Annotated in this window: 11 protein-coding genes; 7 read left to right on the top strand and 4 right to left on the bottom strand. The window is 60.4% G+C overall.

Going from position 1 to position 14,183, the window contains the following annotated elements; translation table 11 throughout:
* Positions 1-8 precede the first annotated feature (8 nt).
* The gene (locus CAF87_RS21320) at positions 9-599 is read left to right on the top strand and encodes an LON peptidase substrate-binding domain-containing protein (RefSeq protein ID WP_085732960.1); all 591 of its coding nucleotides are present in this window, start codon (positions 9-11) and stop codon (positions 597-599) included.
* Between the two features lie 12 nt (positions 600-611).
* Here the strand turns inward: CAF87_RS21320 and CAF87_RS21315 are convergent, their stop codons facing one another.
* From CAF87_RS21315 to CAF87_RS21300, 4 genes are all read right to left on the bottom strand, one after another.
* Positions 612-2,303, bottom strand: coding sequence for a hypothetical protein (locus CAF87_RS21315; RefSeq protein WP_085732959.1), 1,692 nt, complete (start codon positions 2,301-2,303; stop codon positions 612-614).
* A 4-nt stretch (positions 2,304-2,307) separates the two neighbouring features.
* On the bottom strand, positions 2,308-5,748 hold the full coding sequence (locus CAF87_RS21310) for a hypothetical protein (RefSeq protein WP_085732958.1): 3,441 nt from the start codon (positions 5,746-5,748) through the stop codon (positions 2,308-2,310).
* A 139-nt stretch (positions 5,749-5,887) separates the two neighbouring features.
* Complete coding sequence (locus tag CAF87_RS21305) at positions 5,888-7,204, bottom strand: bifunctional DedA family/phosphatase PAP2 family protein (RefSeq protein WP_085732957.1); 1,317 nt, start codon at positions 7,202-7,204, stop codon at positions 5,888-5,890.
* A 54-nt stretch (positions 7,205-7,258) separates the two neighbouring features.
* Entirely contained in the window at positions 7,259-7,954 is a 696-nt protein-coding gene (locus CAF87_RS21300; protein ID WP_085732956.1) for a DNA-3-methyladenine glycosylase, read from the bottom strand.
* A 177-nt stretch (positions 7,955-8,131) separates the two neighbouring features.
* Between CAF87_RS21300 and CAF87_RS21295 the strand changes: the two genes are divergently transcribed.
* The 6 genes from CAF87_RS21295 (at position 8,132) to rodA (ending at position 14,178) form a co-directional block, all read left to right on the top strand.
* The gene (locus CAF87_RS21295) at positions 8,132-9,403 is read left to right on the top strand and encodes a glutamate-5-semialdehyde dehydrogenase (protein ID WP_085732955.1); all 1,272 of its coding nucleotides are present in this window, start codon (positions 8,132-8,134) and stop codon (positions 9,401-9,403) included.
* On the top strand, positions 9,372-10,094 hold the full coding sequence (nadD, locus tag CAF87_RS21290; RefSeq protein WP_085732954.1) for a nicotinate-nucleotide adenylyltransferase: 723 nt from the start codon (positions 9,372-9,374) through the stop codon (positions 10,092-10,094). Before CAF87_RS21295 ends, nadD begins: the two co-directional genes overlap by 32 nt.
* Positions 10,095-10,164: 70 nt before the next feature.
* Entirely contained in the window at positions 10,165-10,659 is a 495-nt protein-coding gene (gene rsfS, locus CAF87_RS21285) for a ribosome silencing factor (RefSeq protein WP_085712284.1), read from the top strand.
* A 10-nt stretch (positions 10,660-10,669) separates the two neighbouring features.
* The gene (rlmH, locus tag CAF87_RS21280; protein ID WP_085732953.1) at positions 10,670-11,137 is read left to right on the top strand and encodes a 23S rRNA (pseudouridine(1915)-N(3))-methyltransferase RlmH; all 468 of its coding nucleotides are present in this window, start codon (positions 10,670-10,672) and stop codon (positions 11,135-11,137) included.
* A gap of 10 nt (positions 11,138-11,147) precedes the next feature.
* The gene (mrdA, locus tag CAF87_RS21275) at positions 11,148-13,043 is read left to right on the top strand and encodes a penicillin-binding protein 2 (RefSeq protein ID WP_085732952.1); all 1,896 of its coding nucleotides are present in this window, start codon (positions 11,148-11,150) and stop codon (positions 13,041-13,043) included.
* Between the two features lie 31 nt (positions 13,044-13,074).
* Positions 13,075-14,178 (top strand): rod shape-determining protein RodA, encoded by a 1,104-nt coding sequence (rodA, locus tag CAF87_RS21270; RefSeq protein ID WP_085712360.1) that lies wholly within the window; start codon positions 13,075-13,077, stop codon positions 14,176-14,178.
* Positions 14,179-14,183 lie beyond the last annotated feature (5 nt).

Genomic DNA, 14,183 nt, shown 5'->3' with positions numbered 1-14,183 from the left:
AAATGTCTATGAGTCTGCCGCTTTTTCCGCTGAACACGGTACTGTTTCCCGGTTGCAATCTGGATTTGCAGATCTTCGAAGCGCGCTATCTGGACATGATCGGCCGCTGCATGAAACAGGGCGGCGGATTCGGTGTGGTGTGCATCCTTGAAGGCAGCGAAGTCGGCGTCGCGCCGGAAGGATTCGCCATGGTCGGCTGCGAAGCGCGCATCACCGATTTCCAGCAGCAGGACAACGGATTGCTGGGCATCCGCGTGCAGGGCGGGCGCCGCTTCATCGTGCAACACACCGACGTGCAGCGCGATCAACTGATCGTCGCCGAGGTCGAGTGGCTGGACGACGAACCTGAACAACCGTTGCAGGATGAAGACGCCGATCTGGTGGCGTTGCTCAAGGCCCTCGCCGAACACCCGATGGTCGAGGCGCTGAACATGGGCATCGAGGCGGCGGGCCAGCAGTCATTGGCTAATCAGTTGGCCTATCTGCTGCCGTTCGCCGAGGAAGACAAGATCGACCTGCTGCAACTCGATGATCCGCAGCAGCGACTGGACGCGATCCAGGCGCTGCTTGATGAATTGCAGGGCGAGTTGTTCGCTTAGGGCGCGTTCAGGTTATTCGGGCCAGACGATGTCGTTGGCGAACCACTCTTTACCCTTGTCCAGTGTCAGCACCGGCTTGCCGGCCTGGGCAACCTTGTCGATCAGGGCGTCATATTGATGTCGGTTATTGACGCCTTGGTGCGTGCGTTCCTCAATGTGAATTCGCGAGTCGTAATCCGCTTGCTCGGCGATGTCTTCGACTTTCGCGGCGCGAGTGAAGGTAGAGTCGAGCATCCATAGGCGCTCCGCTTCTATTCCTCGTTTCGAAGTCGATATCAGCGCCTCGATTTCATCTTCGGGAAACCACGCGCCGTTTTTTCTGGCAGCGTTGTTGAGAAGGTGATTCTCCTCTCCCAGGACCACCTCCATTTTTCGCGTGTCGATGACGTAGGTGAATATGACCTGCTGAGCGTGCCGCATGGTTTCGTAATTACGTTCGGAATCCAGCTCCACGTCCGATGCATCAGACCAGTCGTTGTCGGACTCCCCCGATTCGTTGTCCGACTCTCCAGGCTTGCGCCCGGGATATTTGTTTTTCTGGTTGTTGTAGCGCAGGTATTCCGGATCGGGTGAGTCGGTGCCTCTACCGGCGTATTCATGGACCAGCTTGAGGCTGACGGTTGCACTGATCGGTTTCTCGGTCGTCGCTCCACGAGGATGTTTCAGCCGTGGCAACATCCGGCCATCGTTGTAGAACTCGAAGGGGGTTCGTTCATCAGCCCTGAACAGCGCCGGGAAGTCTGTCCGGTACAAGCAGTCACTGCCGTTGCGCAAGTAACCCAGTTTCGCAAGGAATCCATCGAGGAAATCGCGGCTGATACTTTCGCTGAAACCACCATAGTCTCCCAGATGACTGAGCAGCAGCTTGCCGTTTCTAAGTGGCAGGAGCAGCGGTTCTATTTCCTGATGCAATGCGTCATAGCGTGCAGAGTCGTCAATGTTCAAGGACCGTGCCTTGTGCTGCACGACCCATTCTGGAAGCGCTGACGGATGGGCGATCAGATCGTCGCGCAGCCGGACGTGTTGAAGGGGCGACAGGTTGTAAGAACGCAACTCCATGACCCGTTCACCGTGATTCATTTGCGGATACAGCTGTGCGAAATGTACACCCAACAATTCGGACGTGGCGGCTTTCAGTTGTGCTGGCATCGATGTGGCACGCTGCTGTTTGGCCGGTGTGGCTTCTGTCCTTTGCTCCTCTCCAGCAAGTGGTCGTTTACCCGGGCTGCCCGAGTCGGCCTGTCGGGCCGGACTCCATGTCATCTCTCCGACATTCCTGTATAGCGCGGGGCCCGGGGTAAGTTTTTTGTACAGATCCGTTGCACGATAGGTGCCCAGATTCGTGTCGAACTCCACATGCACGGTTCCGATGCCTTTTACATCGACAAATTTGCGTCCAACTACAAAGCGCAGACCTTCTTCATTGGCCGGTTGCATGTTGCGCAGCAATCCGGGGCTCAACACGTAGCTGTTCAAAGTGGTTGCCGAATCTTGCGACAGGTCTGGCAAGTCCGAGACTTCGATTCTTGAGGGGCCAGGAATCGCCGTGGGTGGCTGGTCATGGCCCGAGGTTCGATTGCCTGAAAGTGAGTGATGTAACGGTGGGGGCTGGACCTGTGGTCGCAGTCGCGGGGGATGAGCCAACGGATCGGCGGATGTATTGATTCTGGACGGGGTTGGCAGCGAGGGATTTTTGGGGCGCATGGCGTCATTCCTTGACGATGTTCAGGTGTTCGACCGATATCGAACGGGACGGGTCGTTTTCGACTCTCCAACTATTACTGTCGACGTTGTAGATAATCCTGCCGGGAGCGGCATCGCGCAGATGAATGTGGTGAACCCGCACGTCGATATTTTCAAGCTCGTCGCGCTGTTGGTGATCGCTGACGTCTTGTATCAGCGCCGCAACTGTTGAATAGGCTCGGGCATCGACAGCAAAAAGACCGATCACCTCAAACAGGGTATTGATCCGGTAACGGTTCCCCGAGGACACCACCACTTCGACGGTTTCCAGTGGAAGTTGTGGATCATTGCTGTCCGGCAGGTGGACGTGAACGCTGCCGATTTTCAGCAGGTCGTACTTGATGGAGAGGTCCCTGCGGGTGATTTTTTCCTGGAGCAGGTGGGTATGAATGAGCCAGGTGGACGAACCGGAAATTCTGGCGTCAGCTTCGGCGGTGGACAGTCGGATGGACAGATTGCTGGTCGGAAACAATTCATACGTCGTTGATCGCCCTTCCAGCCAATAGGTTGCGTTGTGCTCGCTTGCCAGAAAATCGACCCGTTGCGACGTATTCTTCAAGGTGCGTTTGCTGACAGATGGTCTGACGAACAGGTATCGGCCCGCCCGCTTACGCAGTGAGGCACGACTTTCGACGATCCGGTAGCCCGGATTCTGCGCATCCTCCAGATAGTTGTTTCGGGGGTAGTCCAGATGGTAGGAAACACCGTCACGCATCACCAGGGTCAGGGGGTGATTCATTGCCCATCCTGCAGCCATGTTGCCGGCGCCCATGTCGCTCTTTCGGCCTCTGCTCGCGATCACGTTTTCATGCAGCGAGAGCCGGGAACCCTGAGAGAAGGTGAGGGTGAAGTAGGCATTGTCGTAATTGAGGTATGTGAACGCCCCCGTCTCTGTGATGGTCACGACATAAGTGGCTTTGACGGCCACAATTTCGCTGCTGTCAAAGTCGACGTACACGGTGCTATGTGAAGGGAGCCCGTCTGTCGGGGCAATCAGGGCTGGACGACGGGTCTGGCGGGAAACGAAATAATGGGAGTGTGGTCGAGCCGAGAGCACGTGTGGAAGATCGCTTATCTGCACCGGAGACGCCTTGGGTATGCCCGCAGTGAGGATGGTGACGCTGACAGACAGGTCGCCCGGTTCCATGATTTCGGCAGGCCAGGCAGGCTGCAAGTGGAAACCGTCCTGGGTAATGAACACCCATTTGTCATTCTGTAGCAGGCGTTTGCCTTCAACGTTCCGGTAAACCGCCTCAAGTGCCAGTTCGCGCTTCGGCGATCTGGGGTCATCGTCGCGCAGTGAATCGATCACCAGAGTGTTGCGACGGATGTACCAGCGCTGGATGGCTTCGAGCGGTACGCCGAGATAGACCGTGCTTGATTCCTGTCCGTCCTCGGTGATGGAAACCTCAAGGCCCATCGGATCGAGGAAGTAGGTATCGCTGCCACTGCCGCCGTCGACAGTACCGTGCAGGCCGCGAATGGAAATCCGGTCGTCCCCGGCTCCTGCATCCACACGGTCATCTCCGTTGGCGGCAATGATGTCCGACTGATCGGAACCGGTGACGCGATTGGCTGCGCCGGCAAGTGTTTCGACCCTTTCGATAGACTTGATCGTTGAATGCTGTACCGGTTCAAGTCCCGGACTCACTGGGCGTAGCGCCAGCTTTCCGCTTTTCAGATCAATGTCGTAGCCGAGGTGGCGTGGTGGGTTCGGGATATGATCAAGATGCTTGTGCGTACCTTGCAGCCATAACAGATCGATGCCGTCCCCTCCGGACAGCTCACTGATATTGACCGGATCGGATGAGAGCGTTTCGGACGCCGATTGAAAGAGGAAAGAGTCGTCCTTTTCACCGCCGTGCAGGACTTTCTTGCCAGCTCCATAGCTGAAGAAGTTGGCTTTGTTTTCTACGCCCTGGACGTTGTCATTGCCACCGCCAAGACTCCAGAAAACACCTTTGGCCGGATCGCTTGTTGCCTTGGTGACAATGGAGTCCGAGGCGGGCAGCCCGTGTCTTGCATCATAAACATCATCGGTGTCGGAGATGACCGGCCGGTTCTCGGTAACGTACTGCGATTCGCCACGGGCTTCGTCCCACTGGTAGCGATAGAGGCGAGTGGGTTGCAGCGCCACCTCGAACCGGCCATTCACGATGGCGTCGACCGTTTCCTTGAATTCATTGTTCAGCCAGTCGAGGCTACGGGTCTTCAGGGCTTTGGCGTAGTCAGCGGTGGTTTTGGCGATCAGGTAGCGATCCATCAATGCCTTGTCCTGGTCCTGCCCGGTGAACGCGAACCAGCCGGCACGCCAGCGTTCGTTCACGGTGAGCTCGATGTAATCGTTGATGTCGTCGACCGCCCGCACGGCGCCATAGATTTTCGCCCCGACAATCATGATCGCGGCGGCGATGCCTACCGGACCTGCTGCCTGAAAGCCCGCCAAAGCTGCGCAGCCAAGAGCCAACGACAGCACACCGCTGAATACACTCAGCCCACCGGTGACATACAGATCCTGTGCTTCCTTGCCCTGAGCCTTGGCGGCATCGTTGAAGGACTTGATGGCGGTGTAGATATCGAAGGGTAGGGTCAGCACGCTGGCGATCAGTCCGGCCCCCCGACACAGCCATTTGCCCATGGAGGTCTTGCCGAATTGTTCGAAGGCCATTGATCCCTGGCGGATCATTTGTTCACCGCTTTTGTTCAGCGCGTACTCGACACCCAATGAGGTGATTTCCGCGACGCCACCGCCAACGTTGATCAACGCTTCGACCGTGTCGCCTTTCTCCAGAGCGTCGATGGCACCGATGTACGCGCTGTAGAGTCCGTACGCCTGCATCCCGACGCCCATGCTGGCCATTCCGCGGCTTTTGGTTTTGTCGACCCAGTCCGGCAAGCTCTCGGGCAAAGGGTCTCGACGAATGTCGAGGCGTTGGGTGGCGTTCAGTAAATGGTTGATCTTGCCCATGGCATCGGCGAACTCACCTGTGGGCATTTCGCGCATGAGCGGTGCGGCATCGGGTGAGCGATGGGTGACGATTTCGTAAAGAAGGGGCGGGATCTGCCGGTTTTCCGGTGAGGGAACGGCTCTCATCCGCTGTTGCACCTGAACCGCGTCGAATTCCAGCGCATCGATGAACGATTGGTCGGGTTCGGAAAAGTAAGTGGTGGTTGCCGATATGGCTTCCCCGTTGATTCGACAACCCAAGGCTTGAAGCGTCTGGCGACTGACATTGAATTCGCCGATGCGCAAAGGGCCGAACAGGACGTCCAGGTCAGCAAGCCCGGGTTTTTGGCCGGATGGCTGAAGGGGCGACTCCGGTTGGATATTCAGATCGGATATTTTGATCAGAGCTGGTGGTCGGCCAGCCCGGGAAAGATGGTTCGATTGATTCTTCAAAGTCATTGCTCTTTTCACAAGTCCGTTTGCGGTGCAACTGCCGGAATGTGGCATGAGGCACGGACTTGTTCATGACCTTTTGCTTTGCCAGATGTTTGCCGGCGCTTACCGTCGAGGCGCGCGCCGGTGAGTATTGAGTGCAGCCTTAGTAGGCATATCGCAACAGAGTGTGTGGCAAATGCCGCAACACAAAAAAACCGAACAGAGCGACCAGTGCCGGCAACACCAGCCACCAGACTTTCTGCGGCATCGCGTCAAGGGGTGAGCGGCGCTGAATCAGCCACAGGCTCGCGGCGCAGACACAGGCGGCGAGCATCGCACCGGCCAGCACATCGGTCGGCCAGTGTGCCCCCAGGTACACCCGTGACAAGGCAATCGCCAGTGCCGGTATGCAGCCGATCAACAGCCAGGTCAGGCGCAGTCTTGGCGGTTGCCCGCGTCCGGCCAGCACGGCCAGGGTCAGGAACAGCGCGAACGATCCGGACGCGTGTCCACTGGGCATGCTGTAACTGGTCAATGGGTCTGTCAGCACTTCCGGGCGTACCCGGGCGAAAAACAGTTTGGTCCCGGTGTTGGCCAGCGCGGTGACGAGCAGGGTACTGCCGGCGAAGATCGCCTGGCGCCACTGGCGGCACAGCAGCAACAGGCCGGTCAGCAGGATGCTGAACACCAGCATGTTGCGGAATTCGCCGATCAGGGTGAAGACCACCGCAACCTCGTCGAGCACCGCACTGCGGTGCTCCTGCACAAGGGTCATGACGCCCTGATCGAGCGCGCTCAGATACGGATAGCCGATGAACAGCGCGATCAGGATCAACAGGCTCATGCTGCTGATCCAGATTGTCGCCCGGCGGTGACGGCGCAGGCTGCTGTTGGCGCTCAGGCCGACCATCACCGCAATGCTGGCGGCGACAATCCCGGCCTGCAGCCAGAAGCCTTCCGGCAATGGCAGACGAATCGCCGCTCCGGTGGCCCAGCCCGGCAGCAGGTAGGCGATGCTCCAGCCCGCCGCCGCCAGCAGGCTGACGGCAACGAAGCGCGGGAAGGGCATGTCGCACATCCCGGCGACCATCGGCAGCATCGGCCTCAGAGGACCGATGAACCGCCCGACCAGCAGACTGGCGATGCCGTAGCGCTGGAAGTAGGTCTCCGCGCCGGCCATCCACTCCGGGTGATGGCGCAGTCCCGGCAGGCGCCGGATGTTCTGGTGGAAGTGGCGGCCGAGGAAATACGACACCAGGTCGCCGAGAATACCGCCGAGAAAGCCCAGCAGCAGGGTCTCGCTCAGTGACAGCGCACCGCTGCCGGCAAGTGCCGCCACGGCGAACAGCAACACCGTGCCGGGTACGATGATCCCGGCAATCGCCAGGCACTCGACAAAGGCCACGACGAATACCGCAGCGGCCAGCCACTGCGGGTTGGCGGCCAGCCATCCGGTCACGCTATCGAGCCATGGGCCCATACAACACACTCCATTTCATTGATGTCCCTGGTCGGCGTAGCGCAGAGGGGAAGTTCACAGCAGAAAATAATCGCGTCCTTCGACCTGACCCCGGCGCAGCGGGTTCCGGGTGCACCACTGGGCGTAGGCCGCATCGACGAAGCGGTACATCAAGTGCTCGTCACGACCGTGCGGGATGCCCAGGCGGGTGGTCTGGACGATGTGGCCGGGCGCAGGACCGGTATCTTCCACCAGTAGAATTTCGTGGTCGAAACGTTTGGCATCCCACACCGGCACCTTCAGGCCCAGTGCCTTGCACAGCAAAGTCTGGCCGGCGCACAGCTTCTGCGAGGGACGCGGCCGGCCCTGCGCATCGGGATTGTTCAGCAGCATCTGCGCCAGACTGGCCGGGCCGCTGATGTCATCGACCCATGGATAGGCCGACTTGATCAGCACTGCATTGCCAGGACCCTGAGCACTGAAGTTCAGCGAATCACCGCCACGGGCGTAATACATATAGATGTGGCCGCCATCCAGAAACAAAGCCTTACGTTTTTCTGTGTAGCCGAGGGAGGCATGGCTACCTTTTTCTTCGCAGTAATACGCTTCGGTTTCGATGATCCGGGCGCTGAGCCACAGGTCGCCGACCCGGTGACGGATGACTTTGCCGAGCAGATCCCGGGCAAGCGTCTGAGCGTCACGGTCGAAAAAAGCGTCCGGAAGGCCCATCGGCAGGCGCTCGGCGTGGGCACGAACGGTCAGATTGGACATGGCAAACGGTGTTTATCCAGGCGAAAGAGGTCGTGATGATAACAATCCGAGCCTTAATTACGGCTGAACATCGGCAAATCGCGGTCCATTTCGACCATCCGCCCGTCACCGCTGTTAGTCCCGGGACGCGACAGCTATAATCTGCCGCTTTCCTCTTTGCCAAGACCCCAGCAGACCATGACTGAGTCCGTTCTTGACTACATGACCCGATTGGGTCGCGCCGCCCGCGAAGCTTCCCGGGTCATCGGCCGTGCCAGCACCGCGCAGAAAAACCGCGCCCTGCTGGCTGCCGCCAATGCTCTGGACGCCGCCCGCACCGAGCTTGCGGCAGCCAATGAACAGGATCTGGCCGCCGGCCGCGCCAATGGTCTGGAGCCTGCTTTGCTGGAACGTCTGGAACTGACCCCGGCCCGTATCGACGGGATGATCGTCGGTCTGCGCCAGGTGGCGGCCTTGCCGGACCCGGTCGGTGCGATCCGCGACATGAGCTTCCGTCCGTCGGGGATTCAGGTCGGCAAGATGCGCGTGCCGCTGGGCGTGATCGGAATCATCTACGAGTCCCGTCCGAACGTGACCATCGATGCCGCGAGCCTGTGCCTGAAGTCCGGTAACGCGACCATCCTGCGCGGCGGATCCGAGGCGATTCATTCCAATCGTGCCATTGCCGCCTGCATCCAGCGTGGTCTGGCCGAAGCCGAATTGCCGGCTGCCGTGGTGCAAGTGGTGGAAACCACCGACCGCGCCGCCGTTGGTGCGCTGATCACCATGCCCGAGTACGTCGATGTGATCGTGCCGCGCGGCGGCCGTGGACTGATCGAGCGCATCAGCCGTGACGCCCGGGTGCCGGTGATCAAGCATCTGGACGGCATCTGCCACGTCTATGTCAGCGAACACGCCGACCTGCCGAAAGCCCAGCGCATCGCCTTCAATGCCAAGACCTATCGTTATGGCATCTGCGGCGCGATGGAGACCCTGCTGGTTGATCAAAGTGTTGCGAAGGAATTCCTGCCGTCGATGGCCAGACAGTTCCGTGAAAAAGGCGTCGAACTGCGTGGCTGCGAGCGCACCCGGACGATCATCGAGGCGGTAGCGGCGACTGAAGAAGACTGGAGCACCGAGTATCTGGCGCCGATCCTGTCGATCCGCGTGGTCGACGGACTGGACCAGGCCATCGAACATATCAACCATTACGGCTCCCACCACACCGATTCGATCGTCAGCGAAAACCTCGCCGACACCCGACAGTTCGTGGCCGAAGTCGACTCGGCATCGGTGATGATCAACACCCCGACCTGCTTCGCCGATGGGTTCGAATACGGATTGGGTGCCGAGATCGGCATTTCTACTGATAAGCTGCACGCCCGTGGCCCGGTGGGCCTCGAAGGACTGACCTGCGAGAAATACGTCGTGGTCGGTGATGGCCAGTTGCGCGGCCAGGCGACGGTCTGACTTGTCCGACCTCGATCTGAAAGCGCCAAAATCCGGCAGAAAGTCTCGCCCCCGGCGTATTGGCGTCCTGGGCGGAACCTTCGATCCGGTGCATGTCGGCCATTTGCGTGGCGCGCTGGAAGTCGCCGAAGCGCTGGCCCTCGATGAGCTGCGCATGATGCCCAGCGCCCGGCCGCCGCATCGCGATACCCCGCAGGTGTCGGCGCAGGATCGGCTGGCAATGGTTGAATGTGCGGTGGCCGGTGTGCCGCCGCTGGTGGTGGACGCCCGTGAATTGCAGCGGGACAAACCGTCCTGGACCATCGATACCCTGGAGTCGCTGCGCGCCGAAATGGCCGCCGAGACCCAGGTTTTTCTGCTTTTGGGCTGGGACGCATTTTGCGGCCTGCCCACTTGGCACCGCTGGGAAGAGTTGCTCCAGCATTGCCACATCCTGGTGCTACAGCGCCCGGACGCCGACAGCGAACCACCGGATGCCTTGCGCAACCTGCTGGCAGCGCGTTCGGTGAGCGACCCGTTGGCCCTGAAAGGGCCGAGCGGACAGATTGCATTCGTCTGGCAGACACCGCTCGCGGTCTCCGCCACCCAGATCCGTCAACTGCTGGCCAGCGGTAAGTCGGTACGTTTCCTGGTGCCCGACGCGGTCCTGGCCTACATCGATGCGCACGGTCTGTACCGTGCGTCGAACTGAACAAGGCGTGCTCAAGTAACACGATAATCGTGGGACGAGACGCCGAATACATGAGCAAAACGAGTTTTATATGACTGACAAAGACCAAACCAAAGTAAAGCGCAAAGGCACGTTCAAGAGCGCTCCGCTGCCGGAAGTCGCCAACACCAACGAACCGCTGAAAGGCGACGAACTGGTCAAGGTGGCCGTGGCCGCCCTGGAAGACGTCAAGGCCCAGGACATCCAGATCATCGATGTGCGCGACAAGCAGAGCATCACTGACTACATGATCATCGCCACCGGTACGTCCAACCGCCAGATCAACGCGATGCTGGACAAGGTTCGCGAAGAAGTGAAAAAGCAGGGCGCCAAGCCGCTGGGCGAAGAAGGCAAGGGCGACAGTGACTGGGTGCTGCTGGACCTGGACCTGGTGATCGTGCACATGATGACCGCCTCGGCCCGTCAGTTCTACGACCTGGAGCGCCTGTGGGCCGGTGCCGAGCAGAGCCGTGCGGCAGACGCCAAGCACCATAGCCCGGAAAACACCCACGAGCACTTCACCAAGCTCAACAAAGACCAGCTGTAAGGGACGCGCTGTGCGACTGCGACTGATCGCCGTCGGTTCACGCATGCCCAAGTGGGTGGAAGAAGGCTGGCATGAATATGCCAAGCGTCTTCCGTCCGAGCTGGCGCTGGAACTGGTGGAAATTCCGCTCAATACCCGTGGCAAGAATGCCGACGTGGCCCGCTTCATCCGTCAGGAAGGCGAAGCCATGCTGGCCAAGGTCGTGCACAACGAGCGGATCGTCACCCTCGAAGTGCACGGCAAGCCCTGGAGCACTGAGCAGCTGGCGGTCGAACTCGACCGTTGGCGGCTGGACTCGCGCACGGTCAATTTCATGGTCGGCGGCCCGGAAGGGCTGGCGCCGGAAGTCTGTGCCCGCGCCGACCAGCGCTGGTCGTTGTCGCCATTGACGCTGCCGCACCCGTTGGTGCGCATCCTCATCGGCGAGCAGTTGTATCGTGCCTGGACCGTGTTGTCCGGCCACCCTTACCACAAGTAATCCTGCCCTCATGTCCCAGCCGATCCGCATCAAGGACCACGAAAAAGACGCCCGCCTGGTGCGTAGCCGCGTCGTGTTCGGGGCCATTGCGGTGGTGCTGCTGATCTGTGTGTTGATTGCCCGGCTGTATTTCCTGCAGGTGATCCAGTACGACTACCACTCGACCCTCTCGGAAAACAACCGCGTCCATGTCCAGCCGATTCCGCCGACCCGTGGGCTGATTTACGACCGCAACGGCGTGGTGGTGGCGGATAACCGTCCGAGCTTCAGCCTGAGCATGACCCGCGAGCGTTCCGGCGACTGGCAGCAGGTACTGGACGTGATCGTTGAAGTGCTGGAGCTGACGCCGGAAGACCGGGTGATCTTCGAAAAGCGCATGCGTCAGGGGCGCCGGCCGTTCGAGCCGGTGCCGATCCTGTTCGAGCTGACCGAAGAGCAGATCGCCCGGATCGCGGTGAACCAGTTCCGCCTGCCGGGCGTGGAAGTGGTCGCGCAACTGGTGCGCCACTACCCGCAGGGTGCGCATTTTGCGCACTCGGTGGGTTACATGGGGCGGATCAACGAGAAAGAGCTGAAGACCCTCGACCCGGTCAATTACAGCGGCACCCACCACATCGGTAAAACCGGCATCGAGCGCTTCTACGAAGCCGAGCTGCACGGCCAGGTGGGTTACGAAGAGGTCGAGACCAACGCCCGGGGCCGCGTGCTGCGCGTACTCAAGCGTACCGATCCGGTGCCGGGCAAGGACATCGTCCTGAGCCTCGACATCAAATTGCAGGAAGCCGCCGAAGCCGCGCTGGGCGGGCGACGCGGTGCAGTAGTGGCGCTGGACCCGAGCACCGGTGAAGTGCTGGCAATGGTCAGCCAGCCGAGTTTCGACCCGAACCTGTTCGTCACCGGCATCAGTTTCAAGGCTTACGCCGAGCTGCGCGACTCCATCGACCGGCCGCTGTTCAACCGCGTGTTGCGCGGTCTGTACCCGCCGGGCTCGACGATCAAGCCGGCGGTGGCGATTGCCGGTCTGGACGCGGGCGTGGTGACGGCGTCGAGCCGGGTGTTCGATCCGGGTTACTACATGCTGCCCAACTACGATCACAAATACCGCAACTGGAACCGCACCGGGGACGGCTTCGTCGACCTCGACACGGCGATCATGCGGTCCAACGACACCTACTTCTATGACCTGGCGCACAAGCTCGGCATCGACCGGTTGTCGGCCTACATGAACAAGTTCGGCATCGGCCAGAAGGTCTCACTGGACATGTTCGAAGAGTCCCCCGGCCTGATGCCGTCCCGGGAATGGAAACGAGCCACCCGCAAGCAGGCGTGGTTCCCGGGCGAGACCCTGATTCTCGGGATCGGCCAGGGCTACATGCAGTCGACGCCGCTGCAACTGGCCCAGGCCACCGCGCTGGTGGCCAACAAAGGGGTGTGGAACCGTCCGCATCTGGCCAAGACCATCGAAGGCGAGAAGCCCAAGGATGAAAACCCGATGCCGGACATCGTCCTGCGCGATCCGTCGGACTGGACCAAGGTCAACCACGGCATGCAGCAGGTGATGCACGGCGCCCGGGGTACGGCGCGCAAGGCTTCGATCGGCGCGCAATACCGGATCGCCGGCAAGTCGGGTACGGCCCAGGTGGTCGCGATCAAGCAAGGCGAGAAGTACGACCGCTCCAAAGTGCAGGAACGCCACCGAGACCACGCCTTGTTCGTCGGTTTTGCACCGGCCGACAACCCGAAAATAGTGGTGTCGGTGATGGTCGAGAACGGTGAGTCCGGCTCCGGCGTCGCCGCGCCCGTGGTGCGTCAGGTGATGGACGCCTGGCTGCTGGATCAGGACGGACGCTTGAAGGCCGAATACGCCAGCCCAATCAGTGCGGAGGCTACGGCCCGTGAAGAATAATTTCGATCGCATGCTCTCCAGCGAGGATGTGATGCGTCGCCGCGCGACGCTGTTGCAACGCCTGCATATCGACGGACCCTTGCTGGTCCTGCTGCTGATCCTCGCCGCCGGCAGCCTGTTCGTGTTGTATTCGGCCAGCGGCAAGAGCTGGGACCTGCTGGCCAAGCAGGCCACGTCGTTCGGCATCGGCCTGGTGTCGATGATCGTCATCGCCCAGTTCGAGCCGAGGTTCATGGCCCGTTGGGTGCCGCTCGGCTATGTGGTCGGGGTGGTGCTGCTGATGGTGGTGGACATCATGGGCCACAACGCCATGGGCGCGACCCGCTGGATCAACATCCCCGGGGTGATCCGCTTCCAGCCGTCGGAATTCATGAAGATCCTGATGCCGGCGACTATTGCCTGGTATCTGTCCAAGCGCACGTTGCCGCCGCAGCTCAAGCACGTGGGGATCAGTCTGATGCTGATCGGTGTGCCGTTCATTTTGATCGTGCGGCAGCCGGATCTGGGCACGTCGCTGCTGATTCTGGCTGGCGGCGCCTTCGTGCTGTTCATGGGCGGATTGCGCTGGCGCTGGATCCTCAGCGTGCTGGCCGCCGCCGTACCCGTGGCGATCGCCATGTGGTTCTTCATCATGCACGACTATCAGAAGCAACGGATCCTGACCTTTCTCGACCCGGAAAGCGATCCGTTGGGCACCGGCTGGAACATTATTCAGTCGAAAGCCGCCATCGGTTCCGGCGGCGTGTTCGGCAAGGGCTGGCTGCTCGGTACCCAGTCGCACCTGGACTTCCTGCCGGAAAGCCACACCGACTTCATCATCGCGGTGCTGGGTGAAGAGTTCGGCCTGGTGGGCATCTGCGCGCTGCTGCTGATCTATCTGCTGCTGATCGGTCGCGGCCTGGTGATTACTGCCCAGGCCCAGACGCTGTTCGGCAAACTGCTTGCTGGCGCCTTGACCATGACGTTTTTTGTTTATGTTTTCGTCAACATCGGTATGGTCAGTGGCCTGTTGCCGGTGGTGGGGGTGCCGTTGCCGTTCATTAGCTACGGCGGAACTTCGCTGGTGACGCTGCTGTCAGCGTTTGGGGTTTTAATGTCGATCCATACGCATCGCAAGTGGATCGCACAGGTTTGAATAAG

Source organism: Pseudomonas sp. R38(2017) (assembly GCF_002112395.1).
In the GTDB taxonomy this organism is placed as follows: domain Bacteria; phylum Pseudomonadota; class Gammaproteobacteria; order Pseudomonadales; family Pseudomonadaceae; genus Aquipseudomonas.
Note: the sequence above shows the minus strand (reverse complement) of the source record. Positions and strands in the feature narration are given on the sequence as shown.

What these genes read in the sequence shown, in the direction of transcription:
- CAF87_RS21320 (WP_085732960.1), top strand. Translation starts at nt 9, where the DNA reads ATGAGTCTGCCGCTTTTTCCGCTGAACACGGTACTGTTTCCCGGTTGC.
- CAF87_RS21315 (WP_085732959.1), bottom strand. Translation starts at nt 2,303, where the DNA reads ATGCGCCCCAAAAATCCCTCGCTGCCAACCCCGTCCAGAATCAATACA.
- CAF87_RS21310 (WP_085732958.1), bottom strand. Translation starts at nt 5,748, where the DNA reads ATGACTTTGAAGAATCAATCGAACCATCTTTCCCGGGCTGGCCGACCA.
- CAF87_RS21305 (WP_085732957.1), bottom strand. Translation starts at nt 7,204, where the DNA reads ATGGGCCCATGGCTCGATAGCGTGACCGGATGGCTGGCCGCCAACCCG.
- CAF87_RS21300 (WP_085732956.1), bottom strand. Translation starts at nt 7,954, where the DNA reads ATGTCCAATCTGACCGTTCGTGCCCACGCCGAGCGCCTGCCGATGGGC.
- CAF87_RS21295 (WP_085732955.1), top strand. Translation starts at nt 8,132, where the DNA reads ATGACTGAGTCCGTTCTTGACTACATGACCCGATTGGGTCGCGCCGCC.
- nadD (WP_085732954.1), top strand. Translation starts at nt 9,372, where the DNA reads ATGGCCAGTTGCGCGGCCAGGCGACGGTCTGACTTGTCCGACCTCGAT.
- rsfS (WP_085712284.1), top strand. Translation starts at nt 10,165, where the DNA reads ATGACTGACAAAGACCAAACCAAAGTAAAGCGCAAAGGCACGTTCAAG.
- mrdA (WP_085732952.1), top strand. Translation starts at nt 11,148, where the DNA reads ATGTCCCAGCCGATCCGCATCAAGGACCACGAAAAAGACGCCCGCCTG.
- rodA (WP_085712360.1), top strand. Translation starts at nt 13,075, where the DNA reads ATGCGTCGCCGCGCGACGCTGTTGCAACGCCTGCATATCGACGGACCC.